This is a genomic window from Pseudomonas sp. SLFW (genome assembly GCF_009905615.1).
GTDB lineage: Bacteria > Pseudomonadota > Gammaproteobacteria > Pseudomonadales > Pseudomonadaceae > Aquipseudomonas > Aquipseudomonas bambusae.
The window spans coordinates 311396-336435 of record NZ_JAAAKW010000005.1 but is presented as its reverse complement, the minus strand read 5'-3'; the positions used below and the strand labels follow the sequence as shown (position 1 = coordinate 336435).

The following is a 25040-nucleotide window of genomic DNA, read 5'->3' as shown; positions in this document are numbered from 1 at the left end:
CAAATCTTGTCGTTTTAAGGGAATCGGCAATTCCGTTTTGATGACCACGTTCCCTTGTAGGAGTGAGCTTGCTCGCGATGGGGTCCCGGCAGGTTACATGGATGCCAACTGCACAACCGCCATCGCGAGCAAGCTCACTCCTACAGGAATGCGGACATGCATTCAGCCCTTCTTCTGCGCAAACAGTGCATCCAGTTTCTGTTCGAAAGCGTGGTAATCGATGCGTTCATACAACTCCATGCGGGTCTGCATGGTGTCGACCACGTTTTTCTGCGTGCCGTCGCGGCGGATCGCGGTGTAGACGTTTTCCGCCGCCTTGTTCATGGCCCGGAACGCCGACAGCGGATACAGCACCAGCGCCACTTCGGCGGAGGCCAGCTCGTCTGTGGTGAACAGCGGCGTAGCGCCGAATTCGGTAATGTTCGCCAGGATCGGCGCTTTCACGCGGGAGGCGAAGAGCTTGTACATGTCCAGTTCGGTGATGGCTTCCGGGAACACCATGTCAGCGCCCGCCTCGATGCACGCGGCGGCGCGATCCAGTGCCGATTCCAGGCCTTCGACGGCCAGCGCATCGGTGCGCGCCATGATCACGAAACTGTCGTCGGTGCGCGCATCGACGGCGGCCTTGATGCGATCGACCATTTCCTGCTGCGAAACGATTTCCTTGCCCGGACGATGGCCGCAGCGCTTGGCGCCCACCTGATCCTCAATGTGCATAGCCGCCGCACCGAACTTGATCATCGACTTCACGGTACGCGCCACGTTGAACGCCGAGGCGCCGAAACCGGTGTCCACGTCAACCAGCAGCGGCAGGTCACAGACGTCGGTGATGCGGCGCACGTCCGTCAACACATCATCCAGCCCGGTGATGCCCAGGTCCGGCACGCCCAGCGAGCCAGCGGCCACGCCGCCACCGGACAAGTAAATCGCCTTGAAACCGGCACGTTGCGCGAGCAGCGCGTGGTTGGCGTTGATCGTGCCCACCACCTGCAATGGATGCTCGTCCGCCACGGCATCGCGGAAACGTTGGCCGGGAGTCGTTCTTGAAGTCATTGTTCACCTCGGGCAGTAGTCGCTTGATGAGCGTGTTCTTGATAACGCTGTTCGATGTTGCGTTTCGATGCGCCGATGTGACGGCGCATCAACAGTTCGGCCAGTTCGCCATCACGGTCGGCGATGGCGTCCAGAATGCGGTGGTGTTCGGTGAAGGCATGGCGGGGGCGATTGGGCGTGGTCGAGAACTGAATGCGGTACATGCGCACCAGTTGATACAGCTCGCCGCAGAGCATCTGGGTCAGCGTGCTGTTACGCGCCCCCTGAATGATCCGGTAATGGAAGTCGAAGTCGCCCTCCTGCTGGTAATAGCCGACACCCGCCTGAAACGCCGGATCGCGCTCGTGGGTCTCCAGCACCCGGCGCAACTCATCGACTTCCTCGGCGGTCATGCGCTCAGCCGCCAGACGGCAGGCCATGCCTTCCAGCGATTCTCGGATTTCATAGAGTTCGACCAGCTCGGCATGGCTCAAGGACACGACGCGCGCGCCGACGTGAGGCACCCGCACCAACAGACGCTGACCTTCCAGGCGATGGATCGCTTCGCGCAGCGGGCCACGGCTGATGCCGTACGTCCGGGCGAGTTCCGGCTCTGAAATCTTGCTGCCGGGGGCGATGTCGCCTTTGACGATCGCGGCCTGAATCCGGCGAAACACGTTTTCGGACAGCGTTTCCGAATCCACGGGACTGGCAATGTTCACTTCAGCGGCATCCAGCATTGTCGACACCTTTCATCTCAATGACGCCAAAGCTATCGAAACAACCCCTATTCGTCAAAGACATTTTCAAGACTGTCGACAATCCTCTCATAACTGACGGGTATGAGGATCGCTCCTACGATCATTGTCGGCGCGCCCTTCGCTGGCGCCATAAAACCTTCATGCTAGAATGCCGACCGCATCTGCCCGTCGTCTCGGGCTACACGGACGTCCCTGCTGGCCGCGGCCCGCAATCCACTCACACCCCGAGCCGACGTCAAATCGCTCCTGTTTTCCCTCACCGCGCCAGGACCTATGAGCCGCCACCCTCTCCTCTTTCTTTTATGCCTGTACCTGCCGGGGCTGTTCCTGAGCGATCTGTGCATGGCGGCCGGCAAGACCGTCTATGGCCTGAACGAGTATGCCGAACTGGCGGGGATCGACCTGCAAGTGGCGGCGAAACTGGACACCGGTGCGAAAACCGCCTCCCTCAGCGCCCGCGACATCAAGCGTTTCAAGCGCGACGGCGAATCCTGGGTGCGCTTTTACCTGGCCATCGACGACGCCCACGAACACCCCATCGAACGGCCGCTCGCACGGCTCAGCAAGATCAAGCGCCGGGCGGGTGACGTCGACCCTGACGACGAAAAGAAATACACCTCACGCCCCGTCATCAGCCTCGACGTGTGCATGGGTAACGCATCGCGAACCATAGAAGTGAACTTGACCGACCGAAGTGCATTCCAATACCCGCTTCTGATTGGCTCCGAAGCCCTCAAGCACTTCGATGCGCTGGTCGATCCAAGCCTTAAATATGCAGCGGGCAAACCCGCCTGCATCACCGATGCTCAAACCGCAGAGTAATGACATGCGCTCTCTTACCCTCCATCTGAAAATCCTGATCGCGACCCTGGTCACCCTGGGCATCGCCATCACGGCTTATCAGATATTGGTGCTCGGCATCCCGGTGACCGAAGACGAAACCGACGACCTGTGGAACATCGACGCCAAGGTCGAATTCGTCGCCAACCCGAAAGACTCGGTCAAGGTGCAGATGTACGTGCCGCCGCTGTCGCGGGACTACATCAGCCTCAACGAAAGCTTCATCTCCAACAATTATGGCGTGAACGTCAACCGCGCCGACGGCAACCGCAAGGTCACCTGGTCCGCCCGCCGCGCCACCGGCAATCAGACGCTGTATTACCGGCTGGTGCTGACCAAGCGCTACAGCGGTGAGAAAGCCAAGGTCAAAGGCCCGATCTTCCGTGACAGCATTGCCGTGGAAGGCCCGGAAAAGATCGCCGCCGACGCCCTGCTCGCCCCCATTCGCCAACACTCGGCCGACGTCGAAACCTTCGTCAGCGAGGCCATTCGGCGCGTCAACAATCTGAGCGACGACAACGTCAAGCTGCTGCTGGCCGGTGACACGTCAGTCCAGAACAAGGCCCGCATCACCGAAATCCTGCTGTCGGTCGCCCACGTCCCGGTGGAAAAGGTCCACACCATTCGCCTGGTGGCCGATCAGCCGCAGATGCCGGAACTCTGGCTGCGCAGCTTCAACGGCAAGGACTGGCTGTATTTCAACCCGGAAACCGGTGAAGCCGGGCTGCCCCAGGACCGCCTGTTGTGGTGGGTGGGGGATGACAACCTGATTACTGTCGAGGGCGGCAAAAAGGCCACCGTGAATTTCAGCCTGAACAACAGCGAGATGAATGCCATCCGCCTCGCCAAGCTGACCGACGAGAACACCGACGCCGACTTCCTCGAATACTCGCTCTACGGCCTGCCGCTGCAAACCCAGCAGACGTTCATGATCATGGTGATGATCCCGATTGGCGTGCTGGTGATCCTGATCCTGCGCAACCTGATTGGCCTGCAGACACTCGGCACATTTACGCCGGTGTTGATCGCACTGGCGTTTCGCGAGACGCAGCTGGGATTCGGCATCGTGCTGTTCACGATCATCACGGCACTGGGCCTTTCGCTGCGCTCCTACCTTGAACACCTGAAACTGCAAATGCTGCCCCGGTTGTCCGTGGTGCTGACGTTCGTCGTGGTGCTGATCGCCGCGATCAGCCTGCTGAGCCACAAGCTTGGCCTGGAACGCGGCCTGTCGGTTGCACTGTTCCCGATGGTGATCCTGACCATGACCATCGAACGGCTATCGATCACATGGGAAGAACGCGGCGGCGGCCACGCCATGAAAGTCGCCATCGGCACGCTCTTCGCTGCGTCGCTGGCCCACATCATCATGAGCGTGCCGGAGTTCATCTACTTCGTGTTCACCTTTCCGGCGATCCTGCTGATTCTGGTGGGCTTCATGCTGGCGATGGGTCGTTATCGCGGCTATCGCCTCACCGAGCTGATCCGCTTCAAGGCCTTCACCAAGGAAGATGCCGAACGGGAAAACGCCAAATGATCGGCTGGTGGAAAACCTGGAAGGCCCTCGAAGCCAAAGGGATCATGGGCATCAACCGGCGTAACGCCGATTACGTGCTCAAGTACAACAAGCGCAGCCTGTACCCCATCGTCGATGACAAGATCATCACCAAGGAACGGGCTGTCGCGGCCGGCATTCATGTGCCGGAAATGTACGGGATCATTTCCACCGAAAAGGAAATCAGCCGCCTCGACGACATCATTGGCGGCCGCGACGACTTCGTGATCAAACCTGCACAGGGGGCCGGGGGTGACGGCATTCTGGTGATTGCCGACCGTTTCGAGGGGCGTTTCCGGACCATTTCGGGGCGCATCATCAGTCGCGATGAAATCGAGCACCAGATTTCCAGCATCCTCACCGGCCTGTATTCCCTGGGTGGTCATCGCGACCGGGCGCTGATCGAATACCGGGTCACGCCGGACCCGATTTTCAAAAGCATCAGCTATGAAGGCGTGCCGGACATCCGCGTCATTGTGCTGATGGGCTATCCGGTGATGGCCATGCTGCGCCTGCCGACACGGCAATCCGGCGGCAAGGCCAACCTGCACCAGGGCGCCATTGGCGTCGGCGTCGACCTCGCCACCGGCATGACCCTGCATGGCACCTGGCTGAACAACATCATCAGCAAACACCCTGACACCGCCAACGCCGTGGACGGGGTGCAACTGCCAAACTGGGACGGCTTCATGCACCTGGCGGCGGAATGCTACGAGCTGTGCGGGTTGGGCTACATCGGTGTGGACATGGTGCTGGACCAGGATCGCGGCCCGTTGATCCTCGAACTCAACGCCCGCCCCGGCCTGAACATCCAGATCGCCAACGACTGCGGGCTGACCCATCGCACCCAGGCCGTGGAGCAACGACTGGAAGTGCTGGCGGCGGAAGGCCGACATGACAGCCCGGAGGAACGCGTCAAGTTCGTGCAGGAGCTGTTCGGACACGTCTGACGGCAACCGATGACATTCTGCCGAATGTGATTTCCTGCGGGAGCGAATTCATTCGCGATGGTGTTCCAGACGATACACTGCATCGCCTGATCGACTTTCGCGGATAAATTCGCCCCTAAAGGTTGATCGCCGCCATGACAACGGCGCGCACTCATCCAATTCCGACACCCCCCTAGGAGCCAGATCAACGGAGGACTACAATCGCCGTCCGCGTGCCACGACTGTTTTCTGTTCTCATGCCAATCTGTTCCGTACACCCGCTTGCCTATCACGTTAACCCGGCCGGGTATTTTTCCCTCGTTCGCCATGCCCCCGGCGCCGTACTGCTCGACAGCGGGCGCCCCGAAGCGGATCGCGGCCGGTTCGACATCCTGAGTGCCTGGCCCGTCGAAACCCTTTCGCCAGAAATGGACGAAAGCGGAACGGCGTTTCTTCACCGCTTGCGCGACAGACTCGCCGCGCTTGGCGAGGCACAGTTGCCGGAAAACAGTCCATTGCCATTCGCGGGCGGACTGATCGGTTATCTGGCCTACGATTTTGGTCGTTTGCTGGAGCCTTTGCCGAGCCTGGCGGTCGATGACCTTTATTTACCGTCGGCGCGCTTGGGTCTCTACGGCTGGGCATTGATCAGCGATCACCAGCAACGCACCAGCCAACTGGTGTTTCACCCGTCATTGAACGCGGAAGAACGCCAGCGTCTGATCGACCTGTTCGAACAGCCATCGGTCAACGACCATGCCCTCTTTCGACTGACCCGCCCGTTCAGCGCCGACACCCGCGCAGACGAGTATCGGCAGGCCATCGCCAACATTCACGCGTACATCGAGGCCGGGGATTGCTACCAGGTGAACTTTGCCCAGCGTTTCCGCGCCCCGTACAGCGGCGATCCCTGGGCCGCCTATCAAGCGCTGCGCGCTGCTTGCCCCACGCCCTTCGCCGGTTACCTGAGCCTGCCCGAAGGAAGCGCGGTGCTGAGCCTGTCCCCTGAGCGCTTCGTCAAGGTCAGCCGGCGTCAGGTTGAAACCCGGCCCATCAAAGGCACGAGGCCTCGGGGCAAGGACGCGGCCCAAGATAAGGCCTACGCCGAAGAATTGCTGGCCAGCCCGAAGGACCGTGCTGAAAACCTGATGATCGTTGACCTGCTGCGCAACGATCTGGGCCGCACCTGCCGCATTGGTTCAGTGCGGGTTCCCGAGTTGTTCAGCCTCGAAAGCTACCCGAACGTGCACCACTTGGTGAGCGCGGTCACTGGCGAGCTAGCGGACGACCGGGACGCGCTGGACCTGATTGGCGGCAGTTTCCCTGGGGGTTCGATTACCGGTGCACCGAAGATTCGCTCGATGCAGATCATTGATGAGCTGGAGCCGACCCGTCGGGCGCTGTATTGCGGATCACTGCTGTACCTCGACGTTCGCGGCGAGATGGATAGCTCCATCGCCATCCGCAGCCTGCTGGCGCAAGATGGCCAGATCTCCTGCTGGGGCGGCGGCGGCATCGTGGCCGACTCGGATTGGGAGGCCGAATATCAGGAATCCATGACCAAGGTGCGGGTCCTGCTCCAGACCCTGGAAACACTGTGACTCAGCGCCGCCGAAGCCACGCTGACGTCTATCACAGCGTACGACCCAATGTGCAGAGGGCGGCGCAAACACAGGTTTCAGGCCATTGCGCGGTGCTTTTTGGTAACATTCGCGCCATCAAGAGCGCCCTAGCGCCACTCCCTGATCAGGAAACCGCCCGATGAGCCAGCCGTTCGACGTCGCCGATATCGCCGCGACCTACGCCAACAAGTCCGCCCAGGACATTCTCAAATTCGCCTTCCAGCATTTCGGTGACGAGCTGTGGATTTCCTTCAGCGGCGCGGAAGACGTGGTGCTGGTGGACATGGCGTGGAAGATCAACAAGAACGTCAAAGTATTCAGCCTCGACACCGGTCGCCTGCACCCAGAGACCTACCGTTTCATCGATCAGGTACGCGAGCAGTACAACATCGCCATCGACATCGTGTCGCCGGACCGGGAAAAACTGGAGCCGTTCGTCAAGGAAAAGGGCCTGTTCAGCTTTTATAAAGACGGCCATGGCGAATGCTGCGGCGTGCGCAAGATCGAGCCGCTGCGCCGCAAACTGACCGACCTCAAGGCCTGGGCCACCGGCCAGCGCCGCGACCAGAGCCCGAGCACGCGCAACAGCGTGGCGGTGGTGGAAATCGACAGTGCCTTCTCCACCGCCGAACGCCCGCTCTACAAATTCAACCCGCTGGCACAGATGAGCAGCGCAGACATCTGGAACTACATCCGCATGCTCGAACTGCCGTACAACAGCCTGCATGAGCGCGGCTTCATCAGCATCGGCTGCGAACCGTGCACCCGCCCTGTCCTGCCGAATCAGCACGAACGCGAAGGTCGCTGGTGGTGGGAAGAAGCGACGCAGAAAGAATGCGGGTTGCATTCCGGGAATCTGATTATCAAAGCCTGACGCAATACCTGTAGGAGTGAGCTTGCTCGCGATAGCGGCCGTCCAGCCACCATTGCAGCGTCAGATCCGACGCTATCGCGAGCAAGCTCACTCCTACAGGGTTGGAAACGCCCAATCAATGCTCGGGAAGCACGACCCCTTCAAACAGCTCTTCCAGCTCCTGCTTGTTGTGGCACTGGATCGCCTTGGCCATGACGTCGCGGGTCAGGTGCGGGGCGAATTTTTCGATGAAGTCGCACATGAAGCCGCGCAGGAACGTGCCGCGACGGAAGCCGATTTTGGTGATGCTGGCTTCGAACAATTCGCTGGCGTCGAGCACGACCAGGTCGCTGTCCAGTTTCGGGTCGACGGCCATCTTGGCGACGATCCCGACACCCAGGCCCAAGCGAACGTAGGTTTTGATCACGTCGGCGTCGGCGGCAGTGAACACCACTTTCGGCGTCAGGCCGCGATGGCTGAAGGCTTCGTCGAGCTTGGAACGGCCAGTGAAACCGAACACGTAGGTCACGATCGGGTATTCGGCGAGGATTTCCAGGGTCAGCTTCGGCAGTTTGGTCAGCGGGTGGCCTTGCGGCACGACCACGCAGCGGTTCCACGTGTAGCACGGCATCATCACCAGATCGCCGAACAGCTCAAGCGCTTCGGTAGCAATGGCGAAATCGACGGTGCCGTCAGCGGCCATCTCGGCGATCTGCATCGGCGAACCCTGGTGCATGTGCAGCGCGACATCCGGGTATTGCTTGATGAAATTGCTGATCACCGGCGGCAAGGCGTATCGCGCCTGGGTGTGGGTGGTGGCGATGGACAGCGTGCCTTTCTTCTCGTTGGAGAACTCCTGAGCGATCTGCTTGATGCTCTCGACCTTGCGCAGAATCTCGCCTGCGGTGGTGATGATCCGTTCCCCGGCCGGGGTCACGCGAGTCAGGTGCTTGCCGCTGCGGGCAAAGACCTCGACCCCCAATTCATCTTCCAGCAACCGGATCTGCTTACTGATGCCCGGTTGCGATGTGTACAGGCTCTGCGCCGTCGCCGAGACGTTGAGGTCGTGGTGCGCCACTTCCCAGATGTAGCGCAATTGTTGAAGCTTCATATGTATCCCTCAAAGCCGGAAGACGCCACGGGCATCAGCGACGGTATATAACTGGATTAATGGTCCCAAAGGCAAAGCTAGAACTTTTTATCACTTTTATTCGGTAATGGCACGCTGCTTTTTCATCGGCGCGACGAATTTCACGCCGCGCTCATCTCCCCGAGCGGTTTTGCAGCATGGGCACCATGTACACCGGCACTTCGGACAGTTGCAGCACCCGCGCCGCCGTGCGCCCGATCGGCGTGTCCCCCTCCGCCCCGTGACTATGGCTGCCCACCACCAGCAGATCGACCTCCAGGCGCTGGGCCTGCTCGAGAATGACGTTCGACGGATCGCCTTGCACCACCCGCACACTGTGAATCAACGCCAGGTCCTGATTGTCTTCCCCCAGTTCGTCACGAAAACCGGCCAGCACCCGTAGCTCGATGCCCTCGATCACAGAGTTGACGCCTTCGCTGTGCAATTCCCGGAGCACGTCCTCAGCGAGGTAGCTTTGCAGAACGGACTCAGCGAACAGCCCCATGGGCTCAACGACGTGAATCACGTGCAACTCCGCCTCAAACGTTCGCGCCAGTGACAAGGCATGTTGCAGGACGTAGGGCGCGTAAAGACCGAGATCCGTGGCATACAGCATCGAGCGAATCATGTGACCTCCAGGCGACCATGACAGGTGGAGACATGATTCAGCGTAGCAGCGCATGAGAAATTCGACCGGTTCTATACAGCTTTCCGGTCTAAAGGTTCACGGTTTTAGCTCATTGCTGATGCCGTGAGGCACGTGGCCAGTGGCGACCACCTCCCTCGCCTTATCGCAATGGCCCGGCTGGTCGTCGAAGAACACATCGGCGGCGAAGGCTTCCAGAAAGGCCGCTTTTTCCAGCCCGCCCAGAAACAGTGATTCGTCCAGCCGGATGTCCCACTCGCGAAGGGTGCGGATGACCCGCTCATGGGCGGGGGCCGACCGGGCCGTGACCAGTGCCGTGCGAATCGGGCAGGACTCTTCGGGAAATTCCCGCTGCAACAGATTCAAGGCGGCCAGAAAGGGCTTGAAGGGACCGCCAGGCAGCGGCAAACGCGCCGCCTCGCGCTCGCTGGCCTGGAACGCTTGCAGCCCGCCCGACTGATAAATGCGCTCGGACTCGTCGGAAAACAGCACGGCATCGCCGTCGAACGCGATGCGCAGTTCGGCGCTGGCGGCGCGCCGGGCACCGCCGGACAGGATGGTTGCAGCGGCAAATCCCGCGTCGAGTGCGCTGCGCACGTCTTCGGCGTGGGTCGAAAGAAACAGGTGGCTGCCAAAGGCCGCCAGATAGGGAAACGGGCTGCGGCCGCCGACAAACGCGGCCCGCGAGATGTCCAGCCCGTAATGCTGAATGGAGTTGAAGACGCGCAAGCCGGTGTCTGCACTGTTGCGCGACACCAGCACCACCTCGACCCGCGATTGCGTCAGGCGGGTATTGAGGCTCAGGAGTTTCTCGACGAGCCGGAAGGCATCGCCAGGCTCCAGCACTTCGTCTTCGTGATCGATCTGGTACTTGCGATACGCGGCGACCCCGTCGGTCATGTAGATCGCATGGCTTTCCCGAAGGTCGAACAGCGCCCGCGAAGAAATCGCCAGGACCAGCTTGTTGCCCGCGTTTTTCAGCGTCAGGTCGGTGGTCATCGTGTTCCCCAAGCGTGATCGAAGGTTACCCAGTGTTTAGCCTGATCGAAGCCAGGCAAAACAGCCTATCGGTTGGCGCGGTCAATGAAGCCTAGCGCGTGATACAGCGCCCGAATCTTCGGCATGTCGCACCCTGCCGCCAACGCCGCAGCCAGCGGGTTGGCGTAGATCGCGTCCAGCTCCAGCGGGCGTTTCTCGATGAAATCGTGGTACATGCTCGGGCGATAATCCGGCATCCCGCCTGTCACGTTGAACAACTGCTGCGCGTAACCTTCCGGCAACACATGACCACAGGCCAGAGCCCCCTCGACCACCTCGTCCATCAGCCCTTGAATCAGCACGCGGCTGTCGGGATCGGCCATCAATGGGGTGGTGCTCGCGTTGAGCAAGACCGACAAACCGTTGTACGGCACGTTCCACACCAGTTTCTGCCAGCGGGCCTTGTGCAGATTGTCCATGGGCACCGACTCTATCCCGGCAGCGTGAAACAGCGCTGCGCCTTCTTGCACGATAGCGAGGCTGGCTTTAGCGTCGGGCGCTGGACCGCTGTGATAGCCGATGTTGACGGCGCCGAACGCCTGATGAGCGATCTGGCCCGGTGCCGTGCGATGAACGCAGATGAAACACAGGCCGCCTAGCAGGTGCAGACTGTCCGGGAGCGCGGCCCGTAAGTCTTCTTCAACCCCAAGGCCGTTTTGCAGCATCAGCACCTTGGCGCCAGGTGCCGCCGCCTCAATGATCGCCGAAGCCACGCCATGGGTGCCGGTGCTTTTCGCGCCCACCAGCAGCCAGTCGCAAGGCGGCATGTCGGCGGCCGAGGAATAGGCTTGAACGTTGTCCAGCGTCAGGAGGCCGTGCACTTGGCTGTCTATACGCAGGCCGTTTGCTGACACGGCGCTGAATTCGCTGCGCAGTAAAAAATGCACGTCTAAGCCGGCGCGGGCCAGCATCACGCCGTAGAAACCGCCGATGGCGCCGGTGCCGATGATCCCGATGCGGGGCTTTTGTGTGATTTCGCTCATGCTTTCCTCGTCGATGGCTGCATGTTCATGACTGACCCTGTCCGTGACTCACTCAGGGCAGATCGTCCGGCGCCTGCGCCAGCGCCTGTTCGAGACCGGCAACGATGTCGTCGAGGGACAACGTGCCACGCAAGGTCCCGTAGAACTCGCCGTCACGGATGACGAACAGCGTCGGCAGATGAAAAACGCCGTAACGCTGCACGGCCCCACCGTTTTCTTCCGCGTCGATCCAGCACAGCCGGTCGATGGGCAGTGACAGTTCAGGTAAGTGATGCCGCGCCCAGCGGCAGCTGGAGCAGCCGATGCTGGTAAAGATCAATAAAGAGACGCCGGGCAATGCCAGCAGTTGCTGATCGACGTCAAAATCCGTCAGTTGCAGTTGATCCACGCCGATGTCCCCCAGGTCTGCCGCACACTATATCCGCACCCGCGTGCCCCTTTCCAAACTTCCGGCCCACAATCCCGGAACCGTTGGACAAAAGCCTCGTTTACCCATTGTCGAAGTACGGGTTAACGCGCTAAGGTTCCGCTCCCCCTGCCCTCAATACTGCCGGGCCCGCCGCACTTGGCGCCTGGCACCGTGACCCTGATGAGTAACACGATGGCTGATTTACCGATTGACGACCTCAACGTTGCCTCCAACGAGACACTGATCACTCCGGATCAGCTCAAGCGCGAAATTCCCCTCACCCCTGCTGCGCAGGCGACCGTGAGCAAGGGCCGCGAAGTTATCCGCAACATTCTCGATGGCAAGGACCACCGCCTGTTCATCGTGATCGGGCCGTGCTCGATCCATGACATCAAGGCGGCTCACGAATACGCCGAGCGCCTGAAGGCCCTGTCGGCCGAGCTGTCCGACACGCTTTACCTGGTGATGCGCGTGTATTTCGAAAAACCGCGCACCACCGTCGGCTGGAAAGGCCTGATCAACGACCCGTACCTGGACGACTCCTTCAAGATTCAGGACGGTCTGCACATCGGTCGTCAGCTGTTGCTGGACCTGGCTGAGAAAGGCCTGCCGACCGCGACCGAAGCGCTGGACCCGATCTCCCCGCAATACCTGCAGGACCTGATCAGTTGGTCGGCCATCGGCGCACGCACCACCGAATCCCAGACGCACCGCGAAATGGCCTCGGGCCTGTCCTCGGCAGTCGGCTTCAAGAACGGCACCGACGGTGGCCTGACCGTGGCGATCAACGCGCTGCAATCGGTCTCCAGCCCGCACCGTTTCCTGGGCATCAACCAGGAAGGTGGCGTGTCCATCGTCACCACCAAAGGTAACGCGTACGGCCACGTGGTATTGCGCGGCGGCAACGGCAAGCCGAACTATGACTCGGTCAGCGTCGCGCTGTGTGAACAAGCGCTGAACAAGGCGAAGATCAAGCCGAACATCATGGTCGATGCCAGCCACGCCAACTCCAACAAAGACCCGGCGCTGCAACCGCTGGTCATGGAAAACGTCGCCAACCAGATTCTGGAAGGCAACGAATCGATCATCGGCCTGATGGTGGAAAGCCACTTGAAATGGGGCGCGCAGTCGATTCCAAAAGACCTCGCGGACCTGGAATACGGCGTGTCGATCACCGACGCGTGTATCGACTGGGAAACCACCGAGAAGACCCTGCGCAGCATGCATGCCAAGCTCAAGGACGTGTTGCCGAACCGTAAGCGCGGCTGATCCGAAGGCCGAAAACGACAACGCCGAGCATTTGCTCGGCGTTTTCTATTGCAGCTGTGTTTTTTAGACCAATCAGATCTTCGCGGCCTGACGCTGATTGCGTTCCATGTAGCGCTCGACATAAGAGCACGATGGAATGACGGTGTAACCGTTGCTCTCGGCATAATCGAGCGCGACTTCGGTCAACGCCGCAGCGATACCCCGCCCCCGCAATGCGTTCGGCACAAACGTACGATAAATGTCCAGGGTCTGTTTCCCCAGATCCATGTACGTCAGATAAGCGCGGTGACCGTCGATGTTGATTTCGAACTGGTGACCGGTCTTGTCATGGTGTATGGACAACGCCTCGCTCATCACTACTCCTCGCGGGTCTTAAAATTTGACCCCTACCTTACCCATGTTTGTCCGGCGAAGGAACACCTCTACCCTCTACGCCACCCCGTGCCTGATTTGGACACCGAGAAGGCTTTGGCTTCTCAAACAAATGAGCACCCCCAGATAGTAGGCTCGATTGCTGAATCCGCTCAAGGAAATGGGAAGAATATGCACTGCCGCACATCTGACACCACTCGGGTTGAACCTGACGCCGCCGACGAATGTCCATTGAGACGCGAACGGTGCGCCTGAGTCACTTAAAGCACGTCAGAACAAGCACTCTTGCCAATCATCGTCTATACAAAAAAGGCTGAGAGGCGCGGGATTCCGAACGGGCGTCATGTTGTTCCAGGGTAACCCGTCCTGTTTGACGCGCATGAACGTACGCCGATTCGAGGGTTTTAACCGGTCTCACCCACGACCGTAATCGTCTGACGGTGAAGGATTTTTTGCGTATAAAAAGCGTGAGGAGTTGCACGGAACACGTTCAAACCAAAGAATTTTATGCGGTTCTTGCGCATAGTCCGTTTACTTACTACAAACAATGGGTAGTATGTACGCCGGTCATTTTCTCATTTTCGAGAGATGACTAATTTTGATAGAAGTCCTTTAAGGGGAACACGATGAACAACGTTCTGAAATTCTCTGCTCTGGCCCTGGCCGCAGTTCTGGCTACCGGTTGCAGCAGCGCATCCAAAGAAACTGAAGCTCGTCTGACTGCAACTGAAGACGCAGCCGCTCGCTCCCAAGCCCGTGCTGACGAAGCCTACCGCAAGGCTGATGAAGCTCTGGCTGCTGCTCAAAAAGCTCAGCAAACTGCTGACGAAGCCAACGAGCGCGCTCTGCGCATGCTCGACAAGGCAAGCCGCAAGTAATAGTCCCTCGGGATTATTGATAAGCCGGTCCGGTTTCGGATCGGCTTTTTTGTTGCCTGACGTCCCTAGAGGTGCCCTCACCGGCGATGTTTCAGGCAATAAAAAACCCGTTCACCCTGCCTTGCGAGGCCCGGTGAACGGGTATCAGAGACCGCTCCGGCTTACTGCATGGTCACCGGCGCAGGGCTCACCGCAGGGGCTGCTACGCCCGGCACCGCGATCTCGACCGGCATGCCATCTTCGGCCGCCACCACGTCACGCACCGAATCCCACTGAATCCGCAGGTTGTTGGCCAGGTCTTCGCGCTTGAGCAAGGCATTGATCACGGCCGTGTGCTTGTCGACCACCGACGGATTACCGCTCTCATCCAGCGGCGTGTGCGCTTCCAGATAGACCTTGCCACCACTGATGCCGAACTTGTACGGCTCGTTCATGATGCGCACGGTGGTCCCGACCGGCACCATGTCCGCCATTTCCAGCACGTTGTTGTTGTACATGCGGAAGCAGCCGTGGCTGGTGCGCATGCCGATGCCGAACTTCTTGTTCGACCCGTGGATCAGGTAACCCGGCAAGCCCAGACCGAACTTGAACGGCCCCAGCGGATTGTCCGGGCCGGCCGGCACGACGTTGGGCAGGATGTCGCCGTCGGCGGCGTGTTCGGCCTTGACCGACGCCGGTGGGGTCCAGGTCGGGTTCGGGGTTTTGGCGGTGACTTTGGTGGTCGACACCGGCGAGCCCCAGCCCTCGCGGCCAATGCCCAGCGGGAAGGTGTACACGACGTTCCGGCCTTTCGGGTAGTAGTACAAACGGTACTCGGCCAGGTTGATGACGATGCCTTCACGCGGACCGGGCGGCAGGATGAAGCGGGTCGGCAGGATCACCTGCGTGCCCGCGCCCGGCAGCCACGCATCGACGCCAGGGTTGGCGGCGATCATTTCCAGATAGCCCAGATCGTATTTCGTGCCGAGATCGGCAAAGGTGTCTTCGTACTTGGCGGTGACGGTTTGCACCTGGCCGATGATGTCTTCACCGGGCGGCGGCAGCGGAAACTCCAGAGCGGAGACAGGGCCGGCCGCACACAGTGCAGCAAGCGACAGACAGCGGGCGAAAGCTGGAATGCGCGACAACATCCGGGAAGTCCTTGGATAAACGGGAGGCTTGAATGGCCGCGATTGTACACCCACCCCACGGCCTTCGGGAGTAGGCGCGACGGTGTGCAACATGAAGCGAAATTTACAGAGTCTGGTCCAGCTCGGGCCAGATCGGGTGCCAGCCCCGGCGTTGGGCATCGATGATCGCCCGGCACAGGGGGCATAGACGTTCGTCCTGGTAAATGCCTTGCTGGACGTCGGACCAGCGCGGCTGCGCCGGGAGCAAAGTGCCGCAGAGGGTACGGTCGGCGGAACCGGCCAGCTCCAGTTGCCGGGCGACCAGGTGCACACGCACTTCCTGGCACGCGAACAGGTCGAGTTGCTCATCGGGTTCGATCAGTTGATAGGCAAACAGGGACCAGGCAGGGCGGCGCATCGGGGGGCTCCGAATCGGGGGCGCCACATTAGCCGAAAGGCCTCGTCCGGAAAAGGGCTGGAGGCCTTTAATTTTGGCGGATGCGGGTTGATTTTCGAGGTGGGCCTGAGCCCACTACAAAAGCGGCTTCAACTCTGCCCAGACGTTCTCCAGCAACCGCGGCTGCGCATTCGCCGCCGGGTGCAGCCCATCGGCCTGGGTAAACTCCGGCACCCCACCCACCCCTTCGAGCATGAACGGCACCAGCGCCACCTTTTTCTCGGTCGCGAGATTGCCATACACCGCCTTGAACGCCTCGGTGTAACGCGCCCCGTAATTCGGCGGAATCTGCATGCCCAGCAGCAGCACCTTTGCACCCGCCGCCCGGGAACTGTCGATCATTGACGAAAGATTCTGTTGCAATTGCGCGGGTGGCTGCCCGCGCAGGCCGTCGTTGCCGCCCAGTTCGAGGATCACCAGGTCAGGTTTGTGCTGCGCAAGCAGCGCCGGCAGCCGCGCCTGGCCACCGGCGCTGGTGTCGCCGCTGACCGACGCGTTCACCACCTTATCTGTGTAGCCCTGCTCTGCCAGGCGCTTTTCCAGCAGGCTGACCCACCCGACACGGGTATCCAGGCCGAAAGCCGCGCTGATACTATCCCCCACGATCAGCACCGTGCCTGCCATGGCTCCTTGAGACAACAGCAGCAACCCCAGGCCAGCACTTAAAAACCACGCACGCATCGGATTCTCCATGAGCGAAAGTATTCTCAGTGCTCGGAACCTCAGCAAAGTGGTCCCAAGCACCGAAGGTGACTTGACCATCCTGCACGAACTTTCTCTGGAACTGAACAAGGGCGACACCCTGGCCATCGTTGGCGCGTCCGGTTCCGGCAAATCCACCCTGCTCGGCCTGCTCGCCGGTCTCGACCTGCCCAGTGCAGGCGCCGTGACGCTGTCCGGGCGCAACCTCAGCGAACTGGATGAAGACCAACGCGCCCGCGTCCGCGCCGAGCACGTCGGGTTCGTGTTTCAGTCCTTTCAATTGCTGGACAGCCTCAACGCCCTGGAAAACGTCATGTTGCCGATGGAGCTCGAAGGCCGCAAAGACGCCCGCGAACGCGCGCGGCACCTGCTGGAGCGGGTCGGTCTCGGCCAGCGTCTGACCCACACACCGAAACAGCTGTCCGGCGGCGAACAGCAACGCGTGGCCATCGCCCGCGCTTTTGCCGCCGACCCCGACGTGCTGTTTGCCGACGAACCCACCGGCAACCTCGACAGCCACACTGGCGAGCGCATCAGCGACCTGCTGTTCGAACTGAACCAGGAACGCAATACCACGCTGGTGCTGGTGACCCACGATGAACGCCTGGCGCATCGCTGCCGGCGCCTGATCCGTCTTGAAGGTGGCCGACTGGTCACCCCCATGGAGCCTTGATGGCACGCTTGCCGTTTGCCCGTTTGCTGAGCCTCGCGGCCCGCCAACTGATGCGCGACACCCGCGCCGGGGAGTTGCGGGTGCTGTTTTTCGCCCTGGTGATCGCGGTCGCCGCCAGCACCGCCATTGGTTATTTCGGTTCGCGACTGAACAGCGCGATGCTGTTACGGGCCACCGAATTCCTCGGCGCGGACCTGATTCTCAGCGGTTCGACCCCCGCCAAACCCGAACAGATCGAGGCCGGCACCGCCCTCAAGCTGGATCATTCGCAGATCGTAATTTTTTCCAGCGTGGTCGCCACCGACAACGGCATCCAGTTGGCCAGCGTCAAGGCGGTGGACGCGGCCTACCCGTTGCGCGGCGAGCTGAAGAGCGCCGAAGCGCCCTATCAGCCTGAAGTCAGTGGCGGCGAGCCGCAGCCAGGTGAAGCCTGGGCTGAATCACGGATCTTGGCGGCGCTGAATCTCAAGGTCGGCGACAGCATCGACGTCGGCTCCACGACACTGAAACTCACTCGCGTGCTGACCTACGAACCGGACCGCGCCGGAAATTTTTATAGCCTGACGCCTCGGGTGCTGATCAACATGGCCGACCTAGAAGCCACCAAAGTCGTGCAGCCGGGCAGCCGGGTCAATTTCCGTGACCTGTGGCGCGGCACGCCCGAGAATCTGGCGGCGTACCGCAAGGCCATCGAACCTGACCTGGCACCGAACCAGAAAATCGACGATGCCCGTGACGGCAATCAACAGATCGGTGGCGCGCTGGGTAAGGCCGAGCGTTACCTGAACATGGCGAGCCTGGTCGCCGTGTTGCTGGCCGGTGTCGCGGTGGCGTTGTCGGCGGCGCGCTTTGCGGTTCGGCGCTTCGACGCCAGTGCGTTGTTGCGTTGCCTGGGTCTGTCGCGCAGTGAAGCGCTGGTGCTGTTCAGCCTGCAATTGGCGATGCTCGGGATCGTGGCCAGCGTGACCGGCGCCCTCCTTGGCTGGTTCGCCCAACTCGGCCTGTTCTACCTGCTGGAGAACCTGCTGCCCGCGCAAGTTCCGCCCGGTGGCTGGCTGCCCGCGCTGGCGGGGATCAGCACCGGGTTGATCGCGTTGGCCGGTTTCGCCCTGCCGCCGTTGGCGGCGCTGGGCCGCGTGCCACCATTGCGGGTGTTGCGCCGCGACATGCTGCCGATCCCCGCCAGCACCTGGCTGGTCTACGGCGCCGCGCTGCTGGCGCTGGGCCTGATCATGTGGCGCCTGAGCCTCGATCTGGTACTGACTTTCGCCCTGCTCGGCGGTGGGCTGATCGCCGCGGCGATCCTCGGCGGTGTGCTGTTGCTGGCGCTGCAAAGCCTGCGTCGCTTGCTGGCCAATGCCTCGCTGCCGTGGCGGCTGGGATTGGGCCAGCTGCTGCGTCACCCGATGGCGGCGGCCGGTCAATCCCTCGCGTTCGGTCTGATCCTGCTGTCGATGGGGCTGATTGCGCTGCTGCGCGGCGAATTGCTCGACACGTGGCAAAACCAATTGCCCAAGGACGCGCCGAACTATTTCGCGCTGAACATCCTGCCCACCGAGCGCGACAACTTCGCCCAGCGCATGAGCCAGCTCTCGACCCACAGCGCGCCGCTGTACCCGATGATTCCGGGGCGACTGATGAGCATCAACGGCGAGCCGGTGAGCAAGTTCGTGACCAAAGACTCCCGCGGCGAAAATGCCACCCAGCGCTACCTCAACCTGACGTGGTCGGCGCATTTGCCGGAAGGCAACAGCATCACCGAAGGCCAGTGGTGGGATGATCAAACCCCTGCTGCCGACGTCGTTCCCGGCGTGTCGGTGGAGGCGAAACTGGCCAAGAGCCTGAACATGAAACTCGGCGACACCCTGAGTTTCGTCATCGGTGGGGCCACCCACGAGGTGAAAGTCACCAGCCTGCGGGACATCAACTGGGACACCTTCCAGCCGAATTTCTTCGTGATCTTCCAGCCCGGCACGTTGGAGGACGTCCCGACCACCTACCTGACCAGCTTCTACCTCGCCCCTGGCCACGACCAGCAGATTGTCGAGCTGTCCCGCGCCTTTCCGGCGGTGACGATCCTGCAAGTGGAAGCGTTGCTGGAGCAACTGCGCAGCATCCTCGATCAGGTCACGCTGGCGGTGCAGTACGTGCTGCTGTTCGTGTTGGCGGCGGGTCTGTCGGTGCTGTTCTCGGGGTTGCAGGCCACGCTGGACGAGCGCATTCGCCAAGGCGCGCTGCTGAGGGCGCTGGGCGCCAATCGCGCGTTGCTGATCAAGGCGCGGCGCATCGAGTTCGGACTGTTGGGTGCAGTCAGCGGAGTATTGGCCGCCTTGGGGTGTGAACTGGTGAGTTTCGTGCTGTATCGCTACGCGTTCAGCCTTGAATGGTCGCCGCATCCGTGGCTGCTGCTGTTGCCGTTGATCGGCGCCCTGCTGGTCGGCGGCGCGGGCGTGTTCGGCACCCGGCGTGCGCTGAATGCCAGTCCGTTGACGGTGTTGCGCGAGGGTTAAATCCCGCTCGTGGATCGCAGGCCGAGGAGGGTCAATCATGTCCCGCTTCGGTCTGCTTCCACCCTCAGATCGCCGCCGTGATCACCACTTCGATCAAGGCATTTCCGCCCAGATCAGCGACCCCGACCGTCGCCCGTGCGGGCAAATCCTGCCTCTCGACCCACGTCTTCCAGACCGTGTCCATGGCCGGTTTCTGCGTGAGGTCCGTGACGAAGATCGTCGCGCTGAGCAAACGTGTGTTGTCTGTGCCCGCCTGCGCCAGGTAACCATCGATCTTGCTCAGCACCTGACGGGTCTGCCCTTCCATGTCGAGGCTTTCGTCATCGGCGGTCACGCCTCCGAGGTAGACGACGCCGTTGTGTTCGACGACGCGGTGCATGATCGGGGTTTGCAGGTGTCTAGTGGTCATTCAGGGTTTCTCGTTCGAGGTAGGAAGGTGTATCGGATTTTTCCGGCCAGAGGCCAGTGACCGCATGGGTGTCGTTCTCGGTATGAGACAGCGCGGCGATTTCCCCCAGCCGCAGGGGTTTGATCGGCGGACGCAGGCGGTAAGTGCCGACGTCAGCGGGCCGGGCGCTCCACTCGTCGGCGAGCACCTCGACCACCGTTGGCCCACACAAACGCCCCTGACACGGCCCCATGCCGCAGCGGGTGAAGACTTTCAATTGATTAGGCCCCGTGAGTCCGAGACGGGCGGCATCGCGAACAGTGCCCGCCGTGACTTCTTCGCAGCGACAGACCAGGGTCGAATCGTCCTGTGGCACTAAAAACGAGCGCATCGGCAGGTAAGCGGCGTCGATGAAATGCCGACCGCGTTGCCAGCGTCCGCAAAGGTCCAGGCTGTGTTGGCGTCGTTGTTCGAGAGACCGAGCATCAACCCGTGTCGAATCGAGCAACACCGCCAACGCCACTGCACGCCCCGCTTCCGCCGACGCCAGCGCGCCCGCGATTCCAGCCCCGTCCCCCGCAATGAAAATATCGGGCAGCGAGCTGCAACCCTGTGCATCGATCCGCGGCTGGAACGCCCGAATCGCCCCGTTCCACATCAGCGCACACCCGGCCGAATTCGCCAGCGCCGTGTCGGGTATCACGCCTTGATGCAGCAACACCACGTCAGCCGCCAGCGTATCTGCTGTCTTCGCGGTCTGGTAACGGATGCCCGTGGCGCGGTCTTCTCCAATGATGTCCAACCGCGTCACGCCACCGATCACCCGCAGATGACGCCGCGCCCGAGCCAGCAACGCCAAGCCCTTCAAGGCATAGGGAGAAAACACGAACTCGGGCAAGTAGCGCCATGCCGAACGCAGCCCAGCCCCGGTGTCGAGCAACGCGACGACGTTCGCCCCGGCGTCATGCAGCTGCACCGCCAGTTGATAGAGCAGCGGTCCGCACCCCGCCAGCACCACCCGCCCCGCGGGCACCAACCCCGACGTTTTCAACGCGATTTGCGCGGCGCCAGCCGTCATGACACCCGGCAACGTCCAGCCCGGCAGGGGCATCGGGCGCTCCAATGCGCCGGTCGCCAGGATCACTTTTCTCGCCTGTATGTGCCGGGCCACGCCACCCAATGACACTCCCACCCGCGCATACGGTTCATCGGCTTCCGGGTTGGCGCTGTCGAGGCTCCAGACACGGCAGCGCGCCGCGTAGGTTAAAGGGCTGCGCAGGAACCCCTCGGCGATCGGCTGGCCCGCCCAGTACGCCTCCCCCAGATACCCCCGACGGGCGGGCGTGTTGCGGGTGATGGCCCGATAGATCTGTCCACCGGGCGCCGGGTTTTCGTCCAGCACCAGCACCGACACACCCTCGGCGGCGAGCAGCGTGGCAGCGCTCATGCCCGCCGGACCCGCCCCCACGACGATCACGTCATAAAACCCGGCCAGGTCCTTCGCGTGTTCCACCGACACCGCACTCATGAACGCACCGCTCCCGTCACAGGGCGAGCGCCACGTTGTCGGGCGACCACCATGCCTTCTCGCACTTCGACCTGACAGCCCTGACGACTGGGCACGCCATCGATCACCACCAGGCATTCGAAGCACGCGCCCATCAGGCAATACGGCGCACGGGGCTTGCCGTTGACGACACTGTCGCGGCAGCTTTCGATGCCCGAGGCGAGCAATGCAAGCGCGACGCTTTCGCCCTGTTCAGCGGTGAGGGTTCGGCCTTCGAATTCAAAGGACAGGGCCTGCGTAATCGGCGCGAGTCTACGAAACATGGAACCTCCGCGAATGAAAAGGCAGCAAGGTGTCGTCCAGCGCTCCCGCTGCAATCTGCGGGGCGATCTGCAGCGCATGCAGCGCGGTCAGGGTCACACCGGAATGGCACAGCATCACGAACGCGCCGGGATAGGCAGATGACTGTTCGTAGAGCGGCATGCCGTCCGGTGTCTTGACCCGAAACCCGGTCCAGATGCGGACGACATTCAAGTCCCTGATGATCGGGAAAATCTGTGCAGCCCGTTCGGCGAGCACCGCGCTGATGCCGTGATTCAACGCCATCGCGCCGGTGTGGGTTTCCTGGCTCTCGCCGATCAACACACTGCCCTCGCCGGTCTGGCGCAACGATCCGGCGACCGAATCGAAAAACCGCTGACACTTTTCAGTGACGATGACTTGCCCCTTGGAGCGCACCAGCGGCGCCAACATCCCCAGCATCGGCGCAAGACGCGCGTTGTCCAGTCCGGCCGCCAGCACGACCTTGCGCGCCCGAATCGCACCCCAGTTGCCCACCACATCGAAGCCTTGGGTCAATGGCTCGACGCGCTCGACCGGGCAATGAGCGCGGTATTCGGCGCCGCGCCTAACCATGCCCACGTGCAAGGCGTTGAACAGCCGAAGCGAATTGACGTGACCGTCGTATCGGCAAAACGACGCGCCGACGACCTCCGGGCCGAGGTGTGGCAAGCGGGCGTGCAGCTCGTCGCGATCCAGCATCTCGTAGTCCCCAAGACCGCCTTGGGTCTGGGCTGCGATGGTCGCCATGTTCGCGTCGAGCTGTGTCAACTCCCGCTCGGACAACGCGAAGTTGTAGCCGCCCGGCTGCTGTAATTGCAGGTCAATGCCGGTTTCCTGTTGCAGCGTTTTGGCGAAAGCCGGCCACTGCAACGCCGCGTCCCGGGACCACAGCGCATAAGCCGGTTGATCCAACCCCTTGTCGCTGACCCACACCAGGCCGAGGTTGGCCCGCGAGGCACGGGGGTCGAGGTCGCCGCCGTCCAGTACGAGCACGTCATGGCCCAGCCCCGCCAGCCCCCAGGCGAGCGCAGCGCCCATGAGGCCGCCGCCGATGATGACTATTTCGCGTTCTTCCACACCGCTTCCCGTTTGAATTCACTGCACCGAACGTGCGGGTTGCGGTTAATGTGCGATTCGCCCAGCATGACGTCAAATGCCGAAAAACGCCTCGTGCATAAGCCAATATGATGGAGCTGCCGGATGAATTTCAGACAGGTCGAAGCCTTTCGGGCGGTGATGACCACGGGCAGCATGACCGCCGCCGCTGAATTGATGTCGGTGACGCAACCCGCGGTCAGCCGCCTGATTCGCGATTTCGAGGCCGCCACTCGCTTGCTGCTGTTCGAACGCCACGGCAACCAGATCATTCCGACCCAGGCGGCGTTCACCTTGATCAAGGAAGTCACCCGCTCGTTTGTCGGGCTGGACCGGCTGACCCAAGTGGCCGCCGACATTGGCCGTCACTCCGCAGGCTCGCTGCGCATCTCGGCCATGCCTGCGTTAGCCAGTGGCATCCTGCCGCGTTTCGTCGCGCAATTTGTGCTCGACAAGCCGAACCTGTACGTCGCGGTCACGGGCCTCGGTTCACCGCAAGTCATCGAAACCGTCGCGTCCGGGCAGGCGGATCTGGGATACGCCGACGGCCCCATCGACCGCTCCGGGTTTGACGTGGCGATGCAGCCGATTGCCGCCGTCGTGGCATTGCCCGACGGGCATCCGCTGGCGCAGAAACAGGTGATTTACCCCGCCGATCTCGCCGGGGAGAAGATGATTGCGCTGGAGCCGGGCAGCCTGTTCGCCATGCGCGTCGAAGTGGCGCTGGCGGGCGTGCCGCGCACCGTCACGCTCGAAGCATTGCTGTCTCACACCGCGCTGATCATGGTCGCGGCGGGGGCCGGGATCACTATTCTGGACCCCACCGCCACCCTCGATTTTCTCGACAAAGGCATCACCATCCGCCCATTCGGCGTCTTCATCGACGCCAGTTTTGCCGAACTTCGTCAGTCGGGGCGCAACCGTTCGGCCATCGTTGACCTGTTCCGCAAACAGTTCATGGACTGGCACAACGACCTGATCGCACAGACCGGGCTGGACCTCTCGCCGCCTCAGTAGCCCTTGCGTCGGTCAACCAGGCCGGTCAGTGGCAGACCGGCCCGGTGTTGGGCGATCACTTCCAGCACCGTCGCCGCGGCGGTTTCGGGCCGGCTCATGCTGGCGACATGGGGCGTGATGACGATGCGCGGGTCGTACCAGAACGGATGGTCCTCGGGCAGCGGCTCGGGGTCGCAAACGTCCAGCACGGCACCACGCAACTGCCCTTCCTCCAGCGCCGTCAGCAGGTCGTCGTTGACCAACTGCGCGCCTCGCCCCACGTTCACCAGCGCGGCGCCTTCGGGCAATTGCGCGAACAGCTGACGATTGAGCAAGCCTCGCGTCTGATCGGTCAGCGGCAGCAGGCACACAAGAATGTCGGTGCGCGCCAGAAATGCCGACAACTGCGCTTCCCCGGCGAACACTTCGACGCCTTCGATCTCGCCTCCAGAGCGACTCCAGCCTGCAAGCGGAAAGCCGAACGGCTGCAACTGTCGCAACGCCTGACGGCCCAGCATGCCCAACCCCAGCACCCCGACACGGCGCCGGGACGCGGGCACGTTGCGCTGTTCCTGCCAGACCTTCTGCCGCTGTCGCTCCAAGTACACAGGCCAGTCCCGATGCAACGCCAGGACCGCCAGCGTGACGTATTCGGCCATGTCCTGAGCGATGCCCGGCTCGGTCATGCGCACCACCGGTATGTGTTCGGGGATGCCCGCGCCCTCCAATTGATCGACCCCGGCGCCCACTGAAAACAACAGTTCCAGGCTGGGAAAGCGTTCCATCAGCCGGTCAGGCGGCTCCCACACCGCCAGGTAGCGCACCTCGTGGGCAGGGCCGGTTTCAGGCCAGACATAAAACGGCATGTCCGGTGCGAGCTGTCGAAACAGCGCGCGCCATTCTTCGCCGCGTTCCGGCTCGGCCTTGTAGACAAAACTCATGGTC

Annotated in this window: 26 protein-coding genes; 10 read left to right on the top strand and 16 right to left on the bottom strand. The window is 61.8% G+C overall.

All coding sequences use genetic code 11. The features are described from left to right. Nucleotides 1-162: 162 nt before the first annotated feature. Together prpB and GVN17_RS12055 are read right to left on the bottom strand one after the other, a co-directional pair. Entirely contained in the window at nucleotides 163-1053 is an 891-nt protein-coding gene (gene prpB, locus GVN17_RS12060) for a methylisocitrate lyase (protein ID WP_166595479.1), read from the bottom strand. After that, entirely contained in the window at nucleotides 1050-1772 is a 723-nt protein-coding gene (locus GVN17_RS12055; RefSeq protein ID WP_166595478.1) for a GntR family transcriptional regulator, read from the bottom strand. Before GVN17_RS12055 ends, prpB begins: the two co-directional genes overlap by 4 nt. Nucleotides 1773-2066: 294 nt before the next feature. On the opposite strand from GVN17_RS12055, the gene GVN17_RS12050 reads away from it, so the two are divergent. The 5 genes from GVN17_RS12050 (at nucleotide 2067) to GVN17_RS12030 (ending at nucleotide 7613) form a co-directional block, all read left to right on the top strand. Beyond that, the gene (locus GVN17_RS12050) at nucleotides 2067-2615 is read left to right on the top strand and encodes an ATP-dependent zinc protease (protein ID WP_166595477.1); all 549 of its coding nucleotides are present in this window, start codon (nucleotides 2067-2069) and stop codon (nucleotides 2613-2615) included. Between the two features lie 4 nt (nucleotides 2616-2619). Further along, nucleotides 2620-4170 carry an inactive transglutaminase family protein gene (locus GVN17_RS12045; RefSeq protein WP_166595476.1) on the top strand — a complete coding sequence of 517 codons (1551 nt, stop codon included), beginning with the start codon at nucleotides 2620-2622 and terminating at the stop codon, nucleotides 4168-4170. After that, a complete protein-coding gene (locus GVN17_RS12040; protein WP_166595565.1) occupies nucleotides 4170-5138 on the top strand; it encodes an alpha-L-glutamate ligase-like protein in 969 nt (322 codons plus the stop codon). The genes GVN17_RS12045 and GVN17_RS12040 overlap by 1 nt, the downstream gene beginning before the upstream one ends. Before the next feature lie 236 nt (nucleotides 5139-5374). Next, on the top strand, nucleotides 5375-6718 hold the full coding sequence (gene pabB / locus GVN17_RS12035) for an aminodeoxychorismate synthase component I (RefSeq protein ID WP_166595475.1): 1344 nt from the start codon (nucleotides 5375-5377) through the stop codon (nucleotides 6716-6718). Nucleotides 6719-6878: 160 nt separating this feature from the next. Next, a complete protein-coding gene (locus GVN17_RS12030) occupies nucleotides 6879-7613 on the top strand; it encodes a phosphoadenylyl-sulfate reductase (protein WP_166595474.1) in 735 nt (244 codons plus the stop codon). A gap of 115 nt (nucleotides 7614-7728) precedes the next feature. On the opposite strand, the gene cysB is transcribed toward GVN17_RS12030, so the two are convergent. From cysB to GVN17_RS12005, 5 genes are all read right to left on the bottom strand, one after another. Continuing rightward, entirely contained in the window at nucleotides 7729-8703 is a 975-nt protein-coding gene (gene cysB, locus GVN17_RS12025; protein ID WP_081566102.1) for an HTH-type transcriptional regulator CysB, read from the bottom strand. A gap of 151 nt (nucleotides 8704-8854) precedes the next feature. Beyond that, on the bottom strand, nucleotides 8855-9349 hold the full coding sequence (locus GVN17_RS12020) for a universal stress protein (protein WP_166595473.1): 495 nt from the start codon (nucleotides 9347-9349) through the stop codon (nucleotides 8855-8857). 96 nt (nucleotides 9350-9445) lie between these two features. Beyond that, nucleotides 9446-10366, bottom strand: coding sequence for a 5'-nucleotidase (locus GVN17_RS12015; protein ID WP_166595472.1), 921 nt, complete (start codon nucleotides 10364-10366; stop codon nucleotides 9446-9448). 65 nt (nucleotides 10367-10431) lie between these two features. Beyond that, nucleotides 10432-11388, bottom strand: a complete 957-nt coding sequence (locus GVN17_RS12010; RefSeq protein ID WP_166595471.1) for a putative 2-dehydropantoate 2-reductase — start codon at nucleotides 11386-11388, stop codon at nucleotides 10432-10434. Between the two features lie 52 nt (nucleotides 11389-11440). After that, nucleotides 11441-11776: a thioredoxin family protein gene (locus tag GVN17_RS12005; RefSeq protein WP_178115722.1), complete on the bottom strand. Its 336-nt coding sequence runs from the start codon at nucleotides 11774-11776 to the stop codon at nucleotides 11441-11443. A 213-nt stretch (nucleotides 11777-11989) separates the two neighbouring features. Here GVN17_RS12005 and GVN17_RS12000 point away from each other — a divergent pair, with 213 nt between their 5' ends. Beyond that, nucleotides 11990-13066 carry a 3-deoxy-7-phosphoheptulonate synthase gene (locus GVN17_RS12000; protein WP_166595470.1) on the top strand — a complete coding sequence of 359 codons (1077 nt, stop codon included), beginning with the start codon at nucleotides 11990-11992 and terminating at the stop codon, nucleotides 13064-13066. Between the two features lie 72 nt (nucleotides 13067-13138). Here GVN17_RS12000 and GVN17_RS11995 read toward each other — a convergent pair whose 3' ends face one another. After that, entirely contained in the window at nucleotides 13139-13420 is a 282-nt protein-coding gene (locus tag GVN17_RS11995) for a GNAT family N-acetyltransferase (RefSeq protein WP_166595469.1), read from the bottom strand. A 644-nt stretch (nucleotides 13421-14064) separates the two neighbouring features. Here GVN17_RS11995 and oprI point away from each other — a divergent pair. Next, nucleotides 14065-14316, top strand: coding sequence for an outer membrane lipoprotei OprI (gene oprI / locus GVN17_RS11990; protein ID WP_003199355.1), 252 nt, complete (start codon nucleotides 14065-14067; stop codon nucleotides 14314-14316). A 161-nt stretch (nucleotides 14317-14477) separates the two neighbouring features. Here the strand turns inward: oprI and GVN17_RS11985 are convergent, their stop codons facing one another. From GVN17_RS11985 to GVN17_RS11975, 3 genes are all read right to left on the bottom strand, one after another. Beyond that, nucleotides 14478-15446 carry a L,D-transpeptidase family protein gene (locus GVN17_RS11985; protein ID WP_166595468.1) on the bottom strand — a complete coding sequence of 323 codons (969 nt, stop codon included), beginning with the start codon at nucleotides 15444-15446 and terminating at the stop codon, nucleotides 14478-14480. A gap of 103 nt (nucleotides 15447-15549) precedes the next feature. Beyond that, a complete protein-coding gene (locus GVN17_RS11980) occupies nucleotides 15550-15843 on the bottom strand; it encodes a hypothetical protein (RefSeq protein WP_166595467.1) in 294 nt (97 codons plus the stop codon). Nucleotides 15844-15957: 114 nt separating this feature from the next. Beyond that, nucleotides 15958-16563, bottom strand: coding sequence for an arylesterase (locus GVN17_RS11975; RefSeq protein ID WP_166595466.1), 606 nt, complete (start codon nucleotides 16561-16563; stop codon nucleotides 15958-15960). Between the two features lie 10 nt (nucleotides 16564-16573). Here GVN17_RS11975 and GVN17_RS11970 point away from each other — a divergent pair, with 10 nt between their 5' ends. Both GVN17_RS11970 and GVN17_RS11965 read left to right on the top strand, forming a co-directional pair. Further along, a complete protein-coding gene (locus GVN17_RS11970; RefSeq protein WP_166595465.1) occupies nucleotides 16574-17257 on the top strand; it encodes an ABC transporter ATP-binding protein in 684 nt (227 codons plus the stop codon). Beyond that, nucleotides 17257-19767, top strand: a complete 2511-nt coding sequence (locus GVN17_RS11965) for an ABC transporter permease (protein WP_166595464.1) — start codon at nucleotides 17257-17259, stop codon at nucleotides 19765-19767. Before GVN17_RS11970 ends, GVN17_RS11965 begins: the two co-directional genes overlap by 1 nt. A gap of 64 nt (nucleotides 19768-19831) precedes the next feature. On the opposite strand, the gene GVN17_RS11960 is transcribed toward GVN17_RS11965, so the two are convergent. From GVN17_RS11960 to GVN17_RS11945, 4 genes are read right to left on the bottom strand one after another with little or no spacing between them, the layout of a single operon-like run. Further along, on the bottom strand, nucleotides 19832-20176 hold the full coding sequence (locus tag GVN17_RS11960; RefSeq protein WP_166595463.1) for a RidA family protein: 345 nt from the start codon (nucleotides 20174-20176) through the stop codon (nucleotides 19832-19834). Next, the gene (locus GVN17_RS29810) at nucleotides 20166-21683 is read right to left on the bottom strand and encodes an FAD/NAD(P)-binding oxidoreductase (protein WP_166595188.1); all 1518 of its coding nucleotides are present in this window, start codon (nucleotides 21681-21683) and stop codon (nucleotides 20166-20168) included. The genes GVN17_RS11960 and GVN17_RS29810 overlap by 11 nt, the downstream gene beginning before the upstream one ends. After that, a complete protein-coding gene (locus GVN17_RS29655; protein ID WP_166595462.1) occupies nucleotides 21680-21985 on the bottom strand; it encodes a (2Fe-2S)-binding protein in 306 nt (101 codons plus the stop codon). Before GVN17_RS29655 ends, GVN17_RS29810 begins: the two co-directional genes overlap by 4 nt. Further along, entirely contained in the window at nucleotides 21975-23081 is a 1107-nt protein-coding gene (locus GVN17_RS11945) for an FAD-dependent oxidoreductase (RefSeq protein WP_166595461.1), read from the bottom strand. Before GVN17_RS11945 ends, GVN17_RS29655 begins: the two co-directional genes overlap by 11 nt. Nucleotides 23082-23204: 123 nt before the next feature. On the opposite strand from GVN17_RS11945, the gene GVN17_RS11940 reads away from it, so the two are divergent. Then, complete coding sequence (locus GVN17_RS11940) at nucleotides 23205-24116, top strand: LysR family transcriptional regulator (RefSeq protein ID WP_166595460.1); 912 nt, start codon at nucleotides 23205-23207, stop codon at nucleotides 24114-24116. Here GVN17_RS11940 and GVN17_RS11935 read toward each other — a convergent pair. Next, nucleotides 24110-25036, bottom strand: coding sequence for a glyoxylate/hydroxypyruvate reductase A (locus GVN17_RS11935; protein WP_166595459.1), 927 nt, complete (start codon nucleotides 25034-25036; stop codon nucleotides 24110-24112). The two genes, GVN17_RS11940 and GVN17_RS11935, sit on opposite strands and share 7 nt — an antisense overlap. Nucleotides 25037-25040: the final 4 nt, after the last annotated feature.

Bases quoted from the DNA above. Each gene is read 5' to 3' on its own strand.
- prpB (WP_166595479.1), bottom strand. From the start codon at position 1,053: ATGACTTCAAGAACGACTCCCGGCCAACGTTTCCGCGATGCCGTGGCG.
- GVN17_RS12055 (WP_166595478.1), bottom strand. From the start codon at position 1,772: ATGCTGGATGCCGCTGAAGTGAACATTGCCAGTCCCGTGGATTCGGAA.
- GVN17_RS12050 (WP_166595477.1), top strand. From the start codon at position 2,067: ATGAGCCGCCACCCTCTCCTCTTTCTTTTATGCCTGTACCTGCCGGGG.
- GVN17_RS12045 (WP_166595476.1), top strand. From the start codon at position 2,620: ATGCGCTCTCTTACCCTCCATCTGAAAATCCTGATCGCGACCCTGGTC.
- pabB (WP_166595475.1), top strand. From the start codon at position 5,375: ATGCCAATCTGTTCCGTACACCCGCTTGCCTATCACGTTAACCCGGCC.
- GVN17_RS12030 (WP_166595474.1), top strand. From the start codon at position 6,879: ATGAGCCAGCCGTTCGACGTCGCCGATATCGCCGCGACCTACGCCAAC.
- cysB (WP_081566102.1), bottom strand. From the start codon at position 8,703: ATGAAGCTTCAACAATTGCGCTACATCTGGGAAGTGGCGCACCACGAC.
- GVN17_RS12020 (WP_166595473.1), bottom strand. From the start codon at position 9,349: ATGATTCGCTCGATGCTGTATGCCACGGATCTCGGTCTTTACGCGCCC.
- GVN17_RS12015 (WP_166595472.1), bottom strand. From the start codon at position 10,366: ATGACCACCGACCTGACGCTGAAAAACGCGGGCAACAAGCTGGTCCTG.
- GVN17_RS12010 (WP_166595471.1), bottom strand. From the start codon at position 11,388: ATGAGCGAAATCACACAAAAGCCCCGCATCGGGATCATCGGCACCGGC.
- GVN17_RS12000 (WP_166595470.1), top strand. From the start codon at position 11,990: ATGGCTGATTTACCGATTGACGACCTCAACGTTGCCTCCAACGAGACA.
- GVN17_RS11995 (WP_166595469.1), bottom strand. From the start codon at position 13,420: ATGAGCGAGGCGTTGTCCATACACCATGACAAGACCGGTCACCAGTTC.
- oprI (WP_003199355.1), top strand. From the start codon at position 14,065: ATGAACAACGTTCTGAAATTCTCTGCTCTGGCCCTGGCCGCAGTTCTG.
- GVN17_RS11985 (WP_166595468.1), bottom strand. From the start codon at position 15,446: ATGTTGTCGCGCATTCCAGCTTTCGCCCGCTGTCTGTCGCTTGCTGCA.
- GVN17_RS11980 (WP_166595467.1), bottom strand. From the start codon at position 15,843: ATGCGCCGCCCTGCCTGGTCCCTGTTTGCCTATCAACTGATCGAACCC.
- GVN17_RS11975 (WP_166595466.1), bottom strand. From the start codon at position 16,563: ATGCGTGCGTGGTTTTTAAGTGCTGGCCTGGGGTTGCTGCTGTTGTCT.
- GVN17_RS11970 (WP_166595465.1), top strand. From the start codon at position 16,574: ATGAGCGAAAGTATTCTCAGTGCTCGGAACCTCAGCAAAGTGGTCCCA.
- GVN17_RS11965 (WP_166595464.1), top strand. From the start codon at position 17,257: ATGGCACGCTTGCCGTTTGCCCGTTTGCTGAGCCTCGCGGCCCGCCAA.
- GVN17_RS11960 (WP_166595463.1), bottom strand. From the start codon at position 20,176: ATGACCACTAGACACCTGCAAACCCCGATCATGCACCGCGTCGTCGAA.
- GVN17_RS29810 (WP_166595188.1), bottom strand. From the start codon at position 21,683: ATGAGTGCGGTGTCGGTGGAACACGCGAAGGACCTGGCCGGGTTTTAT.
- GVN17_RS29655 (WP_166595462.1), bottom strand. From the start codon at position 21,985: ATGTTTCGTAGACTCGCGCCGATTACGCAGGCCCTGTCCTTTGAATTC.
- GVN17_RS11940 (WP_166595460.1), top strand. From the start codon at position 23,205: ATGAATTTCAGACAGGTCGAAGCCTTTCGGGCGGTGATGACCACGGGC.
- GVN17_RS11935 (WP_166595459.1), bottom strand. From the start codon at position 25,036: ATGAGTTTTGTCTACAAGGCCGAGCCGGAACGCGGCGAAGAATGGCGC.